The following is a 16975-nucleotide window of genomic DNA, read 5'->3' as shown; positions in this document are numbered from 1 at the left end:
TGCGCCCCGTATCGGTAAGGCCGAAATTAGGCAGATCAGGTGAAGCTGCCGATGGGCGTAAATGAACGTGGGGTGAACCCCTGCGGACGGTGCGGTGAGGTCACGGAACGCTCACGTCGAGGACACAGGGAGATACCGGACGGGAACGGGACACTCACCGTGCCGGGCGGAGGGTGGCGAGGAGGGCGTCCACCAGGCCGGCGTCCCGGGGCTCGGTGAGGCGGGCGCGGGCGGCCTCCGGGGGGAGCCAGAGGATGCGGTCGACCTCGTCGTTCGGGGTGAACGTGCCGGAGACGGCTTCGGCCGCCCAGTAGCGGACCCGCTTCGGGCGGCCTTTGGCCAGGTAGTGCGCGCTGGGGAGTTCGGCGGCCGGGGCGGCGGTGTGGCCCGTCTCCTCGGCGACCTCGCGCAGGGCGCCGGCCAGCGGGTCCTCGCCGGGCTTGAGCTTGCCCTTGGGCCAGGACCAGTCGTCGTACTTCGGCCGGTGCACGAGGCAGAGCTCGAGCCCGCCGGTCACGGGGGAGCGGCGCCACAGGACGCAGCCGGCGGCCTGGACGGTGAGGGTGGGGTGCGGTGCGCGGGCGTGCGCGGAGCGCGGGGTGCTCACCGGGTGCCTCCCTGTGACGTGCCGGCGGCTTCCTATAACGTGCCGGCGGCTTCCTTCCGCCAGGCCCGCTGGAACGCGTACCGCGCCGCCTCCACCTCATGCCGCTGGTCGGCGTGGAGCACGCCCAGCGCGTACGCCGTGGCCGGGGCGATCCGCGGGGTGCGGGCCGCCTGCGCGGCGGCGGCCGCGGCCTCGGAGGCGTCGCGGTGCCGGTCCAGTGCCTCGCCGGCGGCGAGGAGGGCCGGGTCCGGGCCGGTCTGGAGGACCTCCAGGGCGTAGCGGTGCAGGCGCAGGAGGAGCCGGACCTGGTGCCAGGGGGCGTCCTGCGGGTGCGGGGCGGGGTCCGGGGAGAGACCGTGGATCAGCGCCTCGGCGTTGTACGGGCTGCCCGCGGTGAGCAGGGGCAGTGCGGCGACGGCGTCGGCGAGGCGCCCGCGCGCGGCGTCGGCGAGCGGGCGGAGGTCGGCGCCGGCCGCCGCCGCTGCCGGGGAGAGGGGGACCTCGCTGGCGAGTACGGCGACCTTGTCGGCGATCGCGTGGAAGCGGGAGGAGCCGAGGGCCTGCAGGGCGGTGGAGTGCGCACGGGTCCTTGCCAGGGTCAGCTGGCGGTCCAGCAGCGCGCCGGCCTTGGCGGCGCCGACGGTCAGGTTTCCCCGGTCCGGGGTGGGGACGACGGTTCCGTTGACGGAGTCGGCGAGAACACCGGTGGCGGCGGCACCCTTGCTGCCGTAAGCACCGGGTTCGGTGCCCGCCGCTTCGGGTGCCGGGGCGGCCGGGGTGCGGGGCGGGGTCGCGCTGCTCGGCGCCGACGAGGTGCTTCCCCCGGAGGGGGTGCCCCCAGCGCCCACCCGTGCCGCCCCGGCGGCACGACTGCCCGCGGGCTGCGGGCGTGCGGGGTGCGGCAGAGCCGACAACGGCGGTGCCCCCGACAGGCGGTGGAGGGCGAGGAGGAGCTGGTCCAGGCGGGAGGCGTAGGCGTGTTCCAGGGCCAGGGTGCCGGAGACCCAGGCCAGTTCGGGGCGCATCGCCTCCGACCAGTCGGGGTCCAGGACCGGATGGAAGGTGTGCAGGCTCGCGCTGACGCGGCGGGCCGCGCGGCGCAGCGCGCGGGCCGCCCCGACGGAGCCCTCCGACGCCGCCGCGCCCGCACCGGTCTCCCGGTGGAGGCGCAGCGCGCGGAGGAACTCGGTCGCCTGGGCCCGCAGATAGCCGGCCAGGGCCGCGGGGTCCGTCGGGTCAGGGTGTCGCTGTGCCACGCCGGCGCCTCCGGGCGTCTATGAGCATCTCCTGGACGTTGCGCAGGGGCTGGCCGTCCGCGTCCGTCGCGTGCCGGGTCCACTCGCCGTCCGCGGCGAGGTGCCAGGACTGGGTGGTGTCCGACATGCCGGTCTCCAGCAGGCGGTTCAGAGCCGCCCGGTGCGCGGGGTCGGTGACCCGTACCAGCGCCTCTATACGGCGGTCGAGGTTGCGGTGCATCATGTCCGCGCTGCCGAACCACACCTCGGGCTCGCCGCCGTTGCCGAAGGCGAACACGCGGGAGTGTTCGAGGAAGCGGCCGAGGACGGACCGTACCCGCACGTTCTCCGACAGGCCCGCCACGCCCGGCCGGATCGCGCAGATGCCGCGCACCCAGATGTCCACCGGGACGCCGGCCTGCGACGCCCGGTAGCAGGCGTCGATGACGGCCTCGTCGACCATCGAGTTGACCTTGATGCGGACGTAGGCGGGCCGTCCGGCGCGGTGGTGCTGGGCCTCCTTGTCGATGCGGGAGACCAGGCCGTCCCGCAGGGACTTGGGGGCGACGAGCAGGCGCCGGTAGGTCTCGCGGCGGGAGTAGCCGGAGAGCCGGTTGAACAGGTCGGAGAGGTCCGCGCCGACCTGCGGGTCCGCGGTGAGCAGCCCGAGGTCCTCGTAGAGGCGGGCCGTCTTCGGGTGGTAGTTGCCGGTGCCGACGTGGCTGTAGCGCCGTAGCGTCTCGCCCTCCTGACGGACCACCAGGGACAGCTTGCAGTGGGTCTTCAGGCCGACCAGGCCGTACACGACGTGGCAGCCGGCCTCCTCCAGCTTGCGCGCCCACTTGATGTTCGCGTGCTCGTCGAAACGCGCCTTGATCTCGACCAGGACCAGCACCTGCTTGCCGGCCTCGGCGGCGTCGATCAGCGCGTCGACTATGGGGGAGTCGCCCGAAGTGCGGTACAGCGTCTGCTTGATGGCCAGCACGTCGGGGTCCTCGGCCGCCTGCTGCAGGAACGCCTGCACGGAGGTGGAGAACGAGTCGTACGGGTGGTGCAGCAGCACGTCCCGGCTGCGCAGGGCGGCGAAGACGTCGGGCTGGGACGCCGACTCGACCTCCGCCAGGTCGCGGTGGGTGCCGGCGATGAACTTCGGGTACTTCAGCTCGGGCCGGTCCAGGCCGTGGATGCGGAACAGGCCGGTGAGGTCGAGCGGGCCCGGCAGCGGGTACACCTCCGCCTCGCCGACCTTCAGCTCGCGCACCAGCAGGTCCAGCACCTCGCGGTCGATGGACTCCTCGACCTCCAGGCGCACCGGCGGCCCGAAGCGGCGCCGCATGAGCTCCTTCTCCAGCGCCTGGAGCAGGTTCTCCGCGTCGTCCTCCTCGACCTCCAGGTCCTCGTTGCGGGTGAGCCGGAAGGCGTGGTGCTGCAGCACCTCCATGCCCGGGAACAGCTCCTCCAGGTGCGCGGCGATGACGTCCTCGATGGGGACGTACCGGCCGGGGGAGCTCTCCAGGAAGCGGGACAGCAGCGGCGGCACCTTGACCCGCGCGAAGTGCCTGTGCCCGGTGACCGGGTTGCGTACGACCACGGCCAGGTTCAGCGACAGGCCCGAGATGTACGGGAAGGGGTGCGCGGGGTCGACCGCGAGCGGGGTGAGGACCGGGAAGATCTGGTGCCGGAAGAGGGTGAACAGGCGGGCCTGCTCCTTCTCCGCCAGCTCGTTCCAGCGGACCAGGTGGATGCCCTCCTCCGCGAGTGCGGGGGCGACGTCCTCGTGGTAGCAGGCGGCGTGCCGGGCCATCAGCTCGCGGGAGCGGGCCCAGATCATCTCCAGCACCTCGCGCGGTTGGAGACCGGAGGCGGAGCGGGTGGCGACACCGGTGGCGATACGGCGCTTCAGTCCGGCCACGCGGACCATGAAGAACTCGTCCAGGTTGCTGGCGAAGATCGCGAGGAAGTTGGCGCGCTCCAGCAGCGGGGTGTCGGGATCCTCGGCGAGTTCGAGGACGCGTTCGTTGAACGCGAGCCAGCTTCGTTCCCGGTCGAGGAAACGGCCCTGCGGGAGCGGGGTGGCGCCGTCGGTCAGGGATTCCTCGTAACCGTCGAGGTCCGCGTCGATGTCGGGTTCCAGGTCGGAGACCGTTCCGGCCACGGTGTGCGGGCGGTGGGCGGCGATGGAGCCCACGGAGGGCTGCGGGTGCTGTACCTGTGCCTGGGTGCTGGGCTGGCTCATGACCCCATTGTTCCGCGCCACCGGCGTCACGGGCGCGTCGGAGAACGCGGGTGGGAGCGGTGGTGGTCCTGAGGCGTTTCCGTTCTCCCCGTTCACCCTTCGGGGCGGTGAAGCCTCTGGCACGGCGGGATTCATTGGCCGAGCGTCGCAAGCCTGTCTGAATCGATGGTTACGGAGACATGACGTCCGGGATATCGGGCGGCGGCTCACGGGGGTGCGGGGGGCCGTACGTCCCTCCCCCGCCGGGAGGGACGTACGGGCGTGGGGGTCAGACCGTGCGGCGGCGCAGCAGCCGGAAGGCCGCGTGGGCCAGGAGCGCGGCGACGGCGAGCAGGATGCCGGAGGCGACCAGCTGGAGCGGCCAGTAGTGGGCGGCGGGGTGGAGGTCGCGGTAGAAGCCGACGGCGTCGAGGTCCGCCAGTGCCGCCTCGCACTCGGGCATCATGCTGCTGTAGCAGGGAGTGGGCAGCCGGTCGCCGTCGGCGGTCAGGACGCCCTGGCCGACCCAGAGGCCCTCCCCGGCCGGGCCGTCCCGCAGGCTGCTGATCCTGGTGACCGCGGGCCACAGATGCGGCAGGGCGGTGTGGACGGCCGCCCACAGTGCCCCGACCGCGACGGCGGCCGTGGCGAGCGCGGCCAGGGCGCGGCGCAGCACCAGCCCCGCGAGGACGCCCGCGGCCAGTCCGGCCAGGGCGAGGGCCACCGGGACGGTGCCGTTGGCGTAGAACGTGGGGTAGTGGTCCCACGACAGGGCGGTGTCGACGCGGCCGTCGGCCGCCGTCCAGGCCAGGCGGTGCAGCGAGACCAGCAGACCGGTCGCGGCGGCGGTCAGCACGGCCGGGAAGGCGAGCCGGGAGGCCAGCCAGCGGGCCGGGGAGACGCTCTGGGTCCAGGCGAGGCGGGCCGTGCCGGACTCCATCTCGCGGCCGGTCAGCGAGCCGCCGGCCCAGGCGGCGACCAGGAACGGCACGGCGAGCACGGCGAAGGTCGTGTAGGTGTAGACGTCCTTGTAGAGCAGGATCGAGCTCTGGTCGTAGGTGCAGCTCCCGGTGATGCCGCAGGCGTTGTACTGCTTCCAGGCCGCCGCCGAGGCGTCGGTGAGCGGGCCGCCGAGCCACAGCAGGGCCGCGCCGAGCAGCAGCGTGATCGCCGCACCGGTGAGGAGGGCCGGGCGGTGCAGCCGGTACAGCCAGCGCAGCTGCCGGGGCGCGGGGGCGGGGCGGTCGGTGGTGGCCGGGGCGGTCGGGGTGGCGCTCATGCGGCGGCCTCCATGGGGTCGGCCGGGGTGGGGGCCTCGGGGTTGCGCAGGTAGGACAGGACGAGCTCCTCCAGGGACGGCGCGCCGGTGCGCCAGTCGCCGGGCAGCGGGCCGGACGGGCGGATCAGCGCGCTGAGCCGGCGGCCGGTGGTGCGGGACTCCACGACGTCGTGCGGGGCCAGGTCCGTCGCCGCCGGGGCGGAGACGCGGGTGTGGGCGGCCAGCAGGTCGTCGATCTCACCGGCCAGGCGGACCCGGCCGCCGCCGATCAGCAGCAGGTGGTCGCAGGAGTCCTCCAGCTCGGCGACGACGTGCGAGGACATCACGATCGTCGTGCCGTGCGCGGCGGCCTGACCCATCAGTACGCCCATCAGCTCGTGCCGGGCCAGCGGGTCGAGGTCGGCCATCGGCTCGTCCAGGAGCAGCAGTTCGGGGCACTTGGCGAGAGCGAGCGCGAGAGCGACGCGGGTGCGCTGGCCGCCGGAGAGGGAGCGGACGCGCTCGCCCGGGTCCAGGTCGCCGCCGGCCACGATCCGCCGCGCGGTGTCCGCGTCCCAGCGGCCGGGGTTCAGATCGGCGCCCATGCGCAGCGTCTCGTCGACCGTGAGCTGCGGGTACAGCGGCTTGTCCTGGTCGACGAAGCCCACCCGGGGGCGGGCCGACGCCGGGTCGGTGCCGAGGACGGTGATCGTGCCGTCGGTGGGGGCGAGCAGCCCGGCGGCGATCGCGAGCAGTGTGGACTTGCCCGCGCCGTTGGGGCCGACGACGGCGCAGACGCGGCCGGCGGGCAGTCGGAAGGAACAGTCGCGCAGCGCCCACGCGGCGCGCCGGCCGAAGCGCTTGCCGAGCGCACCTGCCTCGATGGCCGGGACGGTCATGACGGGTCTCCCTGAGAGGTCTTCGGAGGTGCGGGGTCCGGCGTTCGTACCGGGTAGTGGGTTTCGAGCACGGCGGTGAAGAGCGCGGCCACGTCCTCCCGCTCCAGGCCGGCCGCACGGGCCCGCGCCGCCCAGTCCTCCAGCTCCGCGCGGAGCGGGGAGTCGGCGGGGGCGGCGCCCAGGGAGCGCCGTACGAAGGTGCCGAGGCCGCGCCGGGCCTCCACCAGGCCCTCGCGTTCCAGCTCGCGGTAGGCCTTCAGCACGGTGTTGGGGTTGACGGCGGTGGCCTCGACGACCTCCCGGGCCGTGGGCAGCTTGTCGCCGGGCGCCAGCAGTCCCAGGCGCAGGGCCTGTTTGGTCTGCTGCACGATCTGGACATAGGTGGCCACGCCGCTGTGCCGGTCGATGCGGTAGTCGATCACTCGACAACCACCCTTTCACTAATTGAGTAGTGAAAGGGTGGTGCAGGGTGGTGGGAAAGTCAACCGCGCTCCCGTGAACCGGTCGGCGGGGGTCGTCCGATGAGGGGATGTGAGCGAAACGAGAAGCGACGGGGAGCTGTTGCGCGCCGTCGCGGCGGACGGGGACCGGCGCGCCTTCGAGGAGCTGTACCGGCGGTACGCGCCGTGGCTGACCGCCCGGATGCGCGGCCGGTGCGCCGACGCGGGGATCGTCGACGACGTCGTGCAGGAGACCTTCCTGGCGGTGTGGCGGGGGAGCGCGCGGTACCGGGAGGACGGGGACGCGGCCGGCTGGCTGTGGCGGATCGCCTCGCGCCGGCTGGTCGACGCCCTGCGCGGCGCCGGTGCGCGGGGCCGGCTGCGGCAGACGCTGGCGCGGCTGCGGCACCGGGACGAGGCGTCGGCGGAGGACCGCGTGCTCGCGGGGGTGGAGCACGGGGACCTCGCCGGTGCGCTGGTCCGGCTGTCGCCGGAACTGCGCGCGGTGCTCCAGGCGACGGTCATCGACGGGCTGACCACCCGTGAGGCCGCCGTCCTGCTCGGCATCCCGCCGGGCACGGTCAAGACGCGGGCGATGCGGGCCCGCAGGCAACTCCGGGAGGCGCTGGCATGACGTACGGAACAACGGGCGGTACGTCCGGGGGCGGCACCGGCTGGCACGTGTCCGAGGAGGACCTGCGGGCCTACGCGCGGGGCGGCCTCCCGGCGCCCCTGCTGTGGTCGGCCGACACCCACCTCACCGCCTGCGCGCACTGCCGGGCCGTCCTCGCCGGGGTGAGCGACCCCGTCGCCCTCGACGCCGGATGGGAACGGCTCGACGCCGAACTGGACGTGCCCCGGCCCGGATTCCTGGAGTCGCTGCTGCTGCGGCTCGGCATCGCCGACCACACCGCTCGGCTGCTCGTCGCCACCCCGGCGCTGCGCCGCTCCTGGCTGGGCGCGGTCACCGCCGTCCTCCTGCTCACGGTGGCCGTCACCGCCGTTCACGGCACCGGCGGCTCGCCCACCCTCTTCCTCGCCCTCGCCCCGCTGCTGCCGCTCGCCGGGGTCGCGCTGTCGTACGGGCCCGCGCTGGACCCTACGTACGAGATGGCGGTCGTCGCCCCGACGCACGGCTTCCGGCTGCTGATGATCCGCACGGTGGCGGTACTCGGCGCCGGGCTCGGCCTCAACGGGCTGGCCACGCTCGCCCTGCCCGGGTACGGGCTGCGCGCCCTGGCCTGGCTGCTGCCCGCCCTCGCGCTCACCGCGACCGGACTCGCGCTGACCGCCCGGCTCGGTCCGGTGCTCGCCCCGTCCCTCGTCGGCGGCGGCTGGATCGCGCTACTGCTCACGGCGGACGCCGCCCGGGCCGGCGGGGACGGCCCGCTCGCCCCGTTCACCGCGGCCGGGCAGGGCGTGTCGGCGGTGGTCACCGCACTCGCCGCCGCCCTGCTCGTCCTGCTCCGGGACCGCTTCGACCTCAGCAGCCGAAGTACGCCCTGACGGCCGCCCGGCTCTCCGCCGGGAGGGGCGACGCGGCCTGACGGCTCCGGCCCCCTCCCCTCCGCCGGGGGCGGGCCGACGGCCTCGGCCGGGAAATCCGGCCGTCCGCGCCGGTGCCTGGACTGTCGGGGGGCCTCGGGCCGTCCGCCCCGGTGGCTGGACGGCCAGAGGTCCTCGGGCCGTCCGCCCCGGTACCTGGCTGACCAGAGGTTCCTGGCTGTCCGCCCGGGTGCGTGGTCGGCCAGGGACCCTCGGCCGTCCGCCCCGGTGGCTGGACGGCCAGAGGTCCTCGGGCCGTCCGCCCCGGTACCTGGCTGACCAGAGGTTCCTGGCCGTCCGCCCCGGTGCTCGGTCGGTCAGGAACCCCGGCCGACCGCCCCGGCGCCTTGTCGGCCACGACCCACCAGCCGTCCGCCCCCGGCCCGGGGAATCGCGGTCCGGCCGCCTTCGGCTCCGTCCACCTGTCTCCAGACTCCATCCACCTGTCCCCACCTGTACGGGAGTTCCGTATGACCCCCACCGTCTCCGCCTCCGGGCTGAGCCTCCGTTACGGCGGTGTCCGCGCCCTCGACGACGTGTCGCTGCGGCTGTCCGCCGGTGTCACCGGGCTGCTCGGGCCCAACGGCGCGGGCAAGACCACGCTGCTGCGGGTACTCGCCACCGCCGTACCGGCCGACCGGGGCTCCTTCACGGTGCTCGGTCACGACCCGGGCACCTCGCGGGGCCGGCAGGAGGTCCGGCGCAACCTCGGCTACCTGCCGCAGACGCCCGGCTTCCACCCCGACTTCACCGCTTTCGAGTTCGTCGACTACGTGGCGATCCTCAAGGAGCTCACCGACCGCGCCGCCCGCCACCGCGAGGTGCGCAGGGTGCTCGACGAGGCCGGCCTCGTCGACGTACGCGGCAAGCGGATCCGCAAGCTCTCCGGCGGGATGCGGCAGCGGGTGGCGCTGGCGGCGGCGCTCGTCGGCGATCCCGCGTTCCTCGTCCTCGACGAGCCCACCGTCGGACTCGACCCGGAACAGCGGATGCGGTTCCGTGAGTTGATCGCGCGGGCCGGTGAGGGCCGCACGGTGCTGCTGTCCACGCACCAGACCGAGGACGTGGCGATGCTCTGCCACCGGGTCGTCGTCCTGGCCGACGGCACCGTCCGCTTCGACGGCACCCCCGCCGAGCTGACCGCGCGGGCCGCCGGCCGGGTGTGGAGCAGCACCGAACGCGACCCGGGCGCGAAGGCCGGCTGGCGCACCGGGCTCGGCGCCTTCCGCAACGTGGGCGACCCGCCCGCCGGCGCGGACCTCCTCGAACCCACCCTGGAGGACGGCTACCTGCTCACCCTCGACGGCCTCGACGGCACGGACACGGAGGCGGCCGCATGACCACGCTCACCACCGGGACCCCGGTCGCCACGGTCACGGCGGCCGACCCCCGCACCTCCTGGGCTGCCGTGTTCACCCTGGCCCGCTTCGAGACCCGCCGGCTCCTGCTGCGGGTGCCGGTCCTCATCGCCTTCGCGGTGTACCTCGGCGCGACGGTGTGGAAGACCCGCACCTCCTGGGACGGCTTCCCCGCGCTGCAGGACGCCGACCGCGCCACCCAGAACGCGCCCCTGCTCGTCGGCCTCGCGGTGCTGCTCTGCGTCAACCAGGCCGTGCTGCGCTCCCGCCGGTACGACACCGACCGGCACCTCGACGTGCTGGTGGTCCAGCCGTGGCGCCGTACGGCCGCGCACCTGCTGTCCGTCGCGGCCGTCGCGCTGCTCACCGGGGTGTGCGTGGCCGGCCAGTTCACCTGGGAGGCGCTCAAGCCCGGCGCGGTCGGGCACGGTTCGCCGGGCGAGCTGCTGGCCGGGCCGCTGTCCGTCCTGGTGCTCGGTGCCCTCGGGGTGCTGCTGGGCCGGCTGCTGGCCGCTCCCTTCGCGGCCCCGCTGCTGCTCGTCCTCCTCCTGTCCTTCTCCCTGCTGATCACCGACGCCGGTGGCGAGGGGTGGACGCGGTGGCTGTCGCTGACGGTCGGCGAGAACACCTCCAACACGCTGCCGTCCGAGCTGCTGGGCCGCCCCGCCGCCCGGCACGCCCTCTACCTCACGGGTCTCGCGCTGAGCGCGGCCCTGCTCGCGGTGCTGGTCTCCGGGGGCGCGCGGCTGCGGACCGTGCGGGCGGGCGTCACCGGGGCCGTGCTGCTGACCCTGGTGGGCGCGGTGGCCCAGTCCCAGGGCGTGCCGCCGGAGACGACCGAGGCGCGTACGCGGTACTCCGCCACCCCGGAGAAGGAGCAGCGGTGCGCCGAGCGGGACGCCACGACGTACTGCGCCTTCCCGGAGTGGGGAGCGCGCACCGACGACTGGGCGGAGGTCCTGAACGGCGTGCGCTCCCTCGCGGGCGGCACCGCGCAGGACCGGCCGCTCGTCGTACGGCAGCGCGTCGAGGCGCGGTACGGACTGGACAGCGACGCGGCGATCGACCCGGCCACCCGCCCCGGCGAGGTCACCGTCGGCACGTCCTGGGGCGGCAACCGGGTCCCGGAGTTCGCCGCCGCCGTGGCCGGTGTGCTGGTCACGGGCACCGAGGCGGAGACGGGCGAGATGTGCGACGGCCGGATGGTCACCGTGATGTGGCTGGCGCTCGCCGACCGGCCCGACCCGATGTCGGACCTGCGGCGGGTGCGCCTGGACGACAGCGACACGGGCTCCGCGGTCGTCCTCTCGCAGACGAACCCGCTGTCCATGACCGCCGCGCAGACGGAGGTGGTGCGCGAGCTGCTGCAGCGTCCCAAGGACGGGACCGCCGCGAAGGTGAGGGCGCACTGGGCCGAGCTGACGGCCCCGGAGGTGACGACGGACCGGGTCGCGCGACTGCTGGGCCTGGACGAACCGGAGGCGAAGGACGAGTGCCTGTGAGGACCGTCGACGCGGCTCTGCTGCGGCCGACCGTACGGACCATGCCCTGGAGGGCGATCGGAGCGGCCGGGGCCCTGGGCCTGCTGCTCGCCGCCGTGCCTAGGCTGATGGGCGAGGGGGCGGACGGCCGGCTGGCGCTGAACGTGCTGCGGGCGTCCGCCGTGGCCTTCGCGCTGGGGACGGCCTTCGTGCTGGACGACCCGGCCCGGCACACCACCGCCGCCGTCCCCGTCCGGCGGGCCGTCCGCCACGGACTGCGCGTCCTCCTCGTGGCCCCGGTCGCCGCCGTGTGGTGGACCGCCGCGCTGCTCCTGGTGCCCGCGCCCGTACGCCCCCCGGCCGCCGCGATCACCCTGGAGGCGGCGGCGGCCCTCGCCCTCGCCCTGGCAGGGTCGGCGTTCGCGATCCGCCGCGGGGACGGCGCCCGGCCGGGTCAGGCGGTCGCCGCGTTCCTGCTCGTCGGATCGGTCCTGGGTCCGCTGCTGACCCCCGGGAGCTGGGCGCTGTTCACGACCCCGGACGACACGAGGTGGGCGGCGGGCCACGACCGTTGGGCGGTACTGCTGTGCGCGGCGCTGCTGGTGGGCGCGGTGTGCGCGACGGAACCGAGGCGCCGCCTCACCCTCCGCGGGCTCAGGTCTCCGTCCGGTACATCAGGTCCGTCTCGTGCGTGACGAAGCCCAGCCGCTCGTAGACGGAGACCGCCGCCTTGTTGTCGGCGTCGACGTAGAGCATGGCCGTCGGCAGGCCCCGGGCCGCCAGGTGCCGCAGCCCGATCGTGGTCAGTGACCTGCCGAGGCCGCCGCCCTGGGCGTCGGGGCTCACCCCGAGGACGTACACCTCCCCGAGGCGCTCCGCCGCGTGCACCTTGGTCCAGTGGAAGCCGACGAGCCGGCCGTCCTTCTCCGCCAGGAAGAACCCCTCGGGGTCGAACCACGCCTCGGCCTTGCGGTCGTCGAGGTCGCGCTGGGTGAGGGCGCCCTGCTCGGGGTGGTGGGCGAACGCGGCGGCGTTCACCGCGAGCCAGGCGGCGTCGTCCCGGCCCGGCACGAAGGTGCGTACGGTCACGCCTTCCGGCAGCACCGGGTCGGGCAGTTCGAAGCCGGCCAACGGCCGCCGCATCTGCCGCAGTTCCCGGAACAGCGTCAGCCCGAGGACCTGCGCGAGGTGCCGGGCGGCGGAGTGACCGCCGTGCGCCCACACCCGCAGCCGCTTCCCGGAGGCGGCGAGCAGCGCCGAACCGAGCGCCCGCCCGTGCCCGTGGCCCCGGTACGAGGGGTGCACGACGAGCTCGGCGGCGGGCGGTTCCACCGGATCGGTGTCCTCCAGCTGGGCGTATCCGACGAGTTCGTCGTCGACGGAGAGCAGCAGGTGCGAGACCCCGTCCCGCTCCCCGCCGCGCAGCTGCAACCGCCCCTGTTCGGACACCGCCTGCTGTCCGTCGGTCCGGGCGGCCTCGGCGAGCAGGGCGAGCACCGTCTCGGTCTGCCCGGGGCCGAGCGCGGCATACGTCTGGAGCGAGCGGGGGCGGCCGGGCCGTGCGAAGTCGTCGCTGGTCATGCGTACGAGGTTAAGGGGAGGCGGGCGCAAAACGGACGGCAACGGTGTCGGCGAAAGTTAAACCAGGCCGTAACCTTGAACACCCTGTCGCGCTACGCGCGTTGACTCTAGGCTGCGCCGGTACCCACTCGGACCCTCAGGGGGGCGCATGCCAGCCACATCCCCGGCGCACCACCAGCGCCGCAGACGCCGTACGAACCGTCTTCTCGCGACCGCCGCCGGTGTGCTCACCGTCGGCGCGCTGGCCGCGGCCGCCCTGCCCGGGTCGGCGAGCGCGGGCGAGGACCACGGCGACAAGGGCACGTCGCACGGCCGCTACCAGGACGTGCAGCTGCTGTCCTTCAACGACCTGCACGGCAACCTGGAGCCGCCGTCCGGCTCCTCCGGCCGGGTCACCGAACTCCAGCCCGACGGCACGACGAAGACCGTCGACGCGGGCGGCGTGGAGTACCTCGCCACGCACCTGCGCAAGGCCCGCAAGGGCAACCGCTACTCCGTCACCGCCGCCGGCGGCGACATGGTCGGCGCGTCCCCGCTGATCTCGGGCCTCTTCCACGACGAACCCACGATCGAGGCGCTGAACAAGCTCGACCTGGACGTCACCTCCGTCGGCAACCACGAGTTCGACGAGGGCGCCGCCGAACTGGGCCGCCTGCAGAACGGCGGTTGTCACCCGGTCGACGGCTGCTACACGGACAAGGAGTTCAAGGGCGCCGACTTCCCGTACCTGGCGGCGAACGTCCTCGACGAGAAGACGAAGAAGCCGCTCCTCGAGCCGTACTGGGTGTGGGAACGGAACGGCGTCAACGTCGGCTTCATCGGCGTGACCCTGGAGGGCACCCCGAACATCGTCTCGGCGGAGGGCGTGAAGGGCCTCACCTTCGAGGACGAGGTCGAGACGATCAACAAGTACGCCGAGGAGCTCCAGCGCCAGGGCGTGAAGTCGATCGTGGCGCTCATCCACGAGGGCGGCTTCCCGGCCTCGTCCTCCTACAACTACGACTGCGACTCCCCGGGCGCCGGCGACGGCATCTCCGGCCCGATCGCGGACATCGCCAAGAACGTCTCGCCGCAGGTGGACGCGCTGGTCACCGGTCACACCCACAACGCGTACGTGTGCACCATCCCCGACCCGGCGGGCAAGCCCCGCACGGTCACCTCGGCCGCGTCCTTCGGCCGCCTCTACACGGACACCACGCTGACATACGACCGCTGGACGGGTGACATCGCCCGTACGGCGGTGAAGTCCGCGAACCACGTCGTCACCCGGGACGTCCGCAAGGCGCGCGACATGACCCGCCTGATCGGCAAGTGGAACACCCTCGCCGCGCCCATCGGCAACCGCCCGATCGGCTACATCTCCGGCGACATCGTGAAGGACGGCACCGAGTCCCCGCTCGGCGACCTCATCGCCGACGCGCAGCTGGAGTACGGCAGGACGCTGGACGCGGAGACCGACCTGGCGCTGATGAACCCCGGCGGCATCCGCGCGTCGCTCACCTACGCGGCCGGCGGTGCGGAGGGCGACGGTGTGGTGACCTTCGCCGAGGGCTTCACCGTCCAGCCGTTCGCCAACACGGTCAACCTCCAGGACTTCACGGGCGCGCAGGTCATCCAGGCCCTGAAGGAGCAGGTCAGCGGCGCGAACGAGGCGGCCCCGAAGATCCTCCAGATCTCCTCCGGCCTGACCTACACCCTGGACCTGACGAAGACGGGCGCGGACCGCGTCGTCACGGACTCGATCCGGCTGGGCGGCTCGCCCATCGACCCGTCCGCCACCTACCGCGTCGCGACGAACAGCTTCCTCGCGGGCGGCGGCGACGGCTTCCCGACCCTGGGCCAGGGCACGAACGACCTGGTCGGCGAGGACGACCTGGCGGCCCTGGAGCAGTACCTGACCGCCAACTCGACGGCGACGAACCCGATCGCCCCGCCGAAGGCGGACCGCGTCACCATCGTGGGGTAACCCCCGTCGGGGCCGGTACGAGGCGTGTTCACCGCCGCGTACCGGCCCCGACGCGTGTCCGTCCCCCTACCCGGGCCACACGACCGCCTGCGCGACGATCACCCGCTCACCGTCGAAGGTGACCGACGGCCCTCCGTGCAGCAGGTACCCCGTCTCCAGCGCCTCGCTCACCCGGTGGCAGAAGGCCGGGTCGTCGGGACCGGTCAGTACGCGGTAGACGGGCAGCCCGTCCGGTGGTGTCGACATACCCGGAAGCGTGCCACACCCCCTTTTCCCGGGAGGGGTCAGGACGCCGTGGGGGTCCAGCCGGCCAGCCAGTCGGCGATCTCCTGGTCGGCCGCCTGGGAGTCCGTCAGGTGGGGGCGGTCGCTGCTCGCCGAACCCGAACCCGCGCCCGTGTTCCGGTACTCGGCGAAGCGGTCGTCCTTCCAGGAGAAGCCGCTCATGTCGGTCCAGGGCGTGGTGCGGATCGCGGCGCTGAGGGTGGTGTCGCGGACCGTGGTCTGCGGGTCCAGGGAGGCGTCGCCGCCGGCGTGCCAGGGTCGGCCCAGGTAGAAGGTGCGGTCGGAGACGTCGCCGTTCACCGCCGAGTTGGCGATGAGGATGCCCTTGCGGTTCGCGGCCGTGCTGGGGGCGGTGACGTAGCCGGCGGAGGTGCCGTTCCAGCGCTTCTTCAGGGTGATGACCGAGCGGTCGATCACCGCGGTCGCCCGGCCGAAGATGAAGTCGACGTTCCCGACGACGTAGGAGTCGGTGACGTAGACCCGGCCCAGCTTGTCCTTGGCGGCCGTGTCCAGGAGCAGGGTGTCCTGGTCGCCCTCGACGATCACGCCGTCGAGGAGGATCTTGTCGGCCGCCGTGCGCAGGGCGACCGCCTGGTGGCCGGAGAGGGACTGGTTGGCGCCCTCGTCGAAGTCGTTGGAGACGGTCAGGTTGCGGGCCTGGAAGTCGTCCGCCTCGACGGCGACCGTGGCGCTGCCGGAGGTGCCGTACGTGCCCGAGCCGTCCGGCTTCTGCGTGCCCGACGCGTTGTTGTAGACGATCACCGTGTCCTTGCGGCTGCCGCCGGTGCCCTGGAAGGTGACGTGCGGCTTGTTCGACGGGACCTTGACCGTCTCGCGGTACGTGCCCGGCTTGATGGAGACGACGACGCGGGAGGAGTTGTTCGCGGGGACGGCGTTCACGGCCGCCTGGACCGTCCTGTACTGGCCGCTGCCGTCCTTGGCGACGGTGAGCGTGGTGGCCGCCGCGGCCTTCGCCGAGGCCTCCGCCGGCGTCGCCGCCGTCGTGCCGATGGAACTCCGCGGTCCGGTGCCCGACTTGAGCAGGTCCGGCACGTCGGCCGCCTTGTCGAGCGTGTAGGAGTAGTACGCCTTCGGGTCGAACGCCGTACCGCCGCTCTCGTTGCGGCCCGACGTGCCCGAGAAGACGTTGCCGCGCTGGACGACCGTCGCCGTCGTGTCCTTGATGACCGGGTTCTTCACGCCCTGGAAGTAGCTGTTCTCCAGGACCATCCTGGTGCCGCCGCGCGAGTAGTTGCCGTAGGAGGAGCTGATGTCCGTGCCGGGGACGTCCTCCAGGAAGTTGTTGTAGAGGTGCGCGTGCGCGCAGTTGTCGGTGGAGGGGTTGCGCTGTTCCGTCTCGCGGATCCAGTTGTGGTGGATCGTGATGTCGGTCAGCACGTTCTCGGTCCAGCCGATGCCGAACGTCTTGTTGTTGTGGCTCATCTCGTTCCAGGAGACGGTCACGTACGTGCTGTCCTTGCGGACGTCGATCAGGCCGTCCGCCATGTTCCGCAGGTCGTTGTGGTCGATCCAGACGTGGTGGGCGCCGTCCATCTGGACCGCGTCGAAGTCGTGCTCCTTGTCGTTCCAGACGCCCTGGTAGGCGTCCCGGATCGTCAGGTTGCGGATGATCACGTTGTGGACGCCCTGGCCGAGGAAGAAGCCGCCGCCGACGATGTGCCCGGACGTGCCGGAGCCCACGATCGTCTTGTCGGAGGCGACCTTGATCTCCTTGCCGACCGGGTTCATGGTGATCGTCCCGGCCACGACGATGACGTACGGCTCGGCGGCCGTGGCGTACTTCTCCAGGTCCGCCTGCGTCCGGACGGTGACGGTCCGTCCGTCCCGGCCGCCGTACGTGCCGTTCTGGCCGAGCGCGTCGACGGAGGCGAAGCCGTCGGCGGTGGCGGTGGCCCAGGCGGGGGCGGCGGCGGTCGCCGTCGCGGCGGACGCCTCCTGCTGGGGGAGCAGGTCCGTGCCGTGGACCAGTGTTCCGGCGGCGGTCAGGGCCAGCGGGAGGCCGACGGCCAGGAACTTCCCGGACCTGCGGTGCCGGGCCCTGCTGCGGTGCTCGCTCATGCGGCGATCCGTTCCGTGTGGGGGTGG

The 16975-nt window shown here is 73.5% G+C and carries 14 protein-coding genes and 1 pseudogene; 6 read left to right on the top strand and 9 right to left on the bottom strand.

Features of this window, described 5'->3' with window-relative positions:
- Positions 1 to 154 precede the first annotated feature (154 nt).
- The 6 genes and pseudogenes from ACIA6T_RS15095 to ACIA6T_RS15070 all read right to left on the bottom strand — a co-directional run bounded on the left by ACIA6T_RS15095 (position 155) and on the right by ACIA6T_RS15070 (position 6636).
- Complete coding sequence (locus ACIA6T_RS15095; RefSeq protein WP_399446937.1) at positions 155 to 607, bottom strand: NUDIX hydrolase; 453 nt, start codon at positions 605 to 607, stop codon at positions 155 to 157.
- A gap of 32 nt (positions 608 to 639) precedes the next feature.
- Positions 640 to 1863 (bottom strand): CHAD domain-containing protein, encoded by a 1224-nt coding sequence (locus ACIA6T_RS15090; RefSeq protein WP_399446936.1) that lies wholly within the window; start codon positions 1861 to 1863, stop codon positions 640 to 642.
- Positions 1844 to 4078 (bottom strand): RNA degradosome polyphosphate kinase, encoded by a 2235-nt coding sequence (locus tag ACIA6T_RS15085; protein ID WP_399446935.1) that lies wholly within the window; start codon positions 4076 to 4078, stop codon positions 1844 to 1846. The genes ACIA6T_RS15090 and ACIA6T_RS15085 overlap by 20 nt, the downstream gene beginning before the upstream one ends.
- 268 nt (positions 4079 to 4346) lie before the next feature.
- Positions 4347 to 5336: an ABC transporter permease gene (locus ACIA6T_RS15080; protein WP_399446934.1), complete on the bottom strand. Its 990-nt coding sequence runs from the start codon at positions 5334 to 5336 to the stop codon at positions 4347 to 4349.
- Between the two features lie 383 nt (positions 5337 to 5719).
- Positions 5720 to 6214, bottom strand: a pseudogene (locus ACIA6T_RS15075) (ATP-binding cassette domain-containing protein); the annotation flags it as partial.
- Positions 6211 to 6636, bottom strand: a complete 426-nt coding sequence (locus ACIA6T_RS15070; RefSeq protein ID WP_399446933.1) for a GntR family transcriptional regulator — start codon at positions 6634 to 6636, stop codon at positions 6211 to 6213. The gene ACIA6T_RS15070 and the pseudogene ACIA6T_RS15075, both read right to left, overlap by 4 nt.
- A 109-nt stretch (positions 6637 to 6745) precedes the next feature.
- On the opposite strand from ACIA6T_RS15070, the gene ACIA6T_RS15065 reads away from it, so the two are divergent.
- The 5 genes from ACIA6T_RS15065 to ACIA6T_RS15045 all read left to right on the top strand — a co-directional run bounded on the left by ACIA6T_RS15065 (position 6746) and on the right by ACIA6T_RS15045 (position 11733).
- Positions 6746 to 7288, top strand: a complete 543-nt coding sequence (locus tag ACIA6T_RS15065) for an RNA polymerase sigma factor (protein ID WP_399446932.1) — start codon at positions 6746 to 6748, stop codon at positions 7286 to 7288.
- Positions 7285 to 8160, top strand: a complete 876-nt coding sequence (locus ACIA6T_RS15060; protein WP_399446931.1) for a zf-HC2 domain-containing protein — start codon at positions 7285 to 7287, stop codon at positions 8158 to 8160. Before ACIA6T_RS15065 ends, ACIA6T_RS15060 begins: the two co-directional genes overlap by 4 nt.
- Before the next feature lie 509 nt (positions 8161 to 8669).
- A complete protein-coding gene (locus ACIA6T_RS15055) occupies positions 8670 to 9539 on the top strand; it encodes an ABC transporter ATP-binding protein (protein WP_399446930.1) in 870 nt (289 codons plus the stop codon).
- A complete protein-coding gene (locus ACIA6T_RS15050; protein ID WP_399446929.1) occupies positions 9536 to 11059 on the top strand; it encodes an ABC transporter permease in 1524 nt (507 codons plus the stop codon). Before ACIA6T_RS15055 ends, ACIA6T_RS15050 begins: the two co-directional genes overlap by 4 nt.
- The gene (locus ACIA6T_RS15045) at positions 11056 to 11733 is read left to right on the top strand and encodes an ABC transporter (protein ID WP_399446928.1); all 678 of its coding nucleotides are present in this window, start codon (positions 11056 to 11058) and stop codon (positions 11731 to 11733) included. The genes ACIA6T_RS15050 and ACIA6T_RS15045 overlap by 4 nt, the downstream gene beginning before the upstream one ends.
- On the opposite strand, the gene mshD is transcribed toward ACIA6T_RS15045, so the two are convergent.
- Positions 11693 to 12619, bottom strand: coding sequence for a mycothiol synthase (gene mshD / locus ACIA6T_RS15040; RefSeq protein WP_399446926.1), 927 nt, complete (start codon positions 12617 to 12619; stop codon positions 11693 to 11695). The genes ACIA6T_RS15045 and mshD overlap by 41 nt on opposite strands.
- A gap of 148 nt (positions 12620 to 12767) precedes the next feature.
- On the opposite strand from mshD, the gene ACIA6T_RS15035 reads away from it, so the two are divergent.
- A complete protein-coding gene (locus ACIA6T_RS15035; protein ID WP_399446925.1) occupies positions 12768 to 14585 on the top strand; it encodes a bifunctional metallophosphatase/5'-nucleotidase in 1818 nt (605 codons plus the stop codon).
- 66 nt (positions 14586 to 14651) lie between these two features.
- Here ACIA6T_RS15035 and ACIA6T_RS15030 read toward each other — a convergent pair whose 3' ends face one another.
- Positions 14652 to 14831, bottom strand: a complete 180-nt coding sequence (locus ACIA6T_RS15030) for a DUF1737 domain-containing protein (protein WP_399446924.1) — start codon at positions 14829 to 14831, stop codon at positions 14652 to 14654.
- A 38-nt stretch (positions 14832 to 14869) separates the two neighbouring features.
- Positions 14870 to 16948 (bottom strand): pectinesterase family protein, encoded by a 2079-nt coding sequence (locus ACIA6T_RS15025; protein WP_399446923.1) that lies wholly within the window; start codon positions 16946 to 16948, stop codon positions 14870 to 14872.
- Positions 16949 to 16975 lie beyond the last annotated feature (27 nt).

Origin of the sequence: Streptomyces sp. NPDC051740 (assembly GCF_044453165.1) — a bacterium.
In the GTDB taxonomy this organism is placed as follows: Bacteria; Actinomycetota; Actinomycetes; order Streptomycetales; family Streptomycetaceae; genus Streptomyces; species Streptomyces atrovirens.
This window is presented reverse-complemented; position numbering and strand designations above follow the sequence as displayed.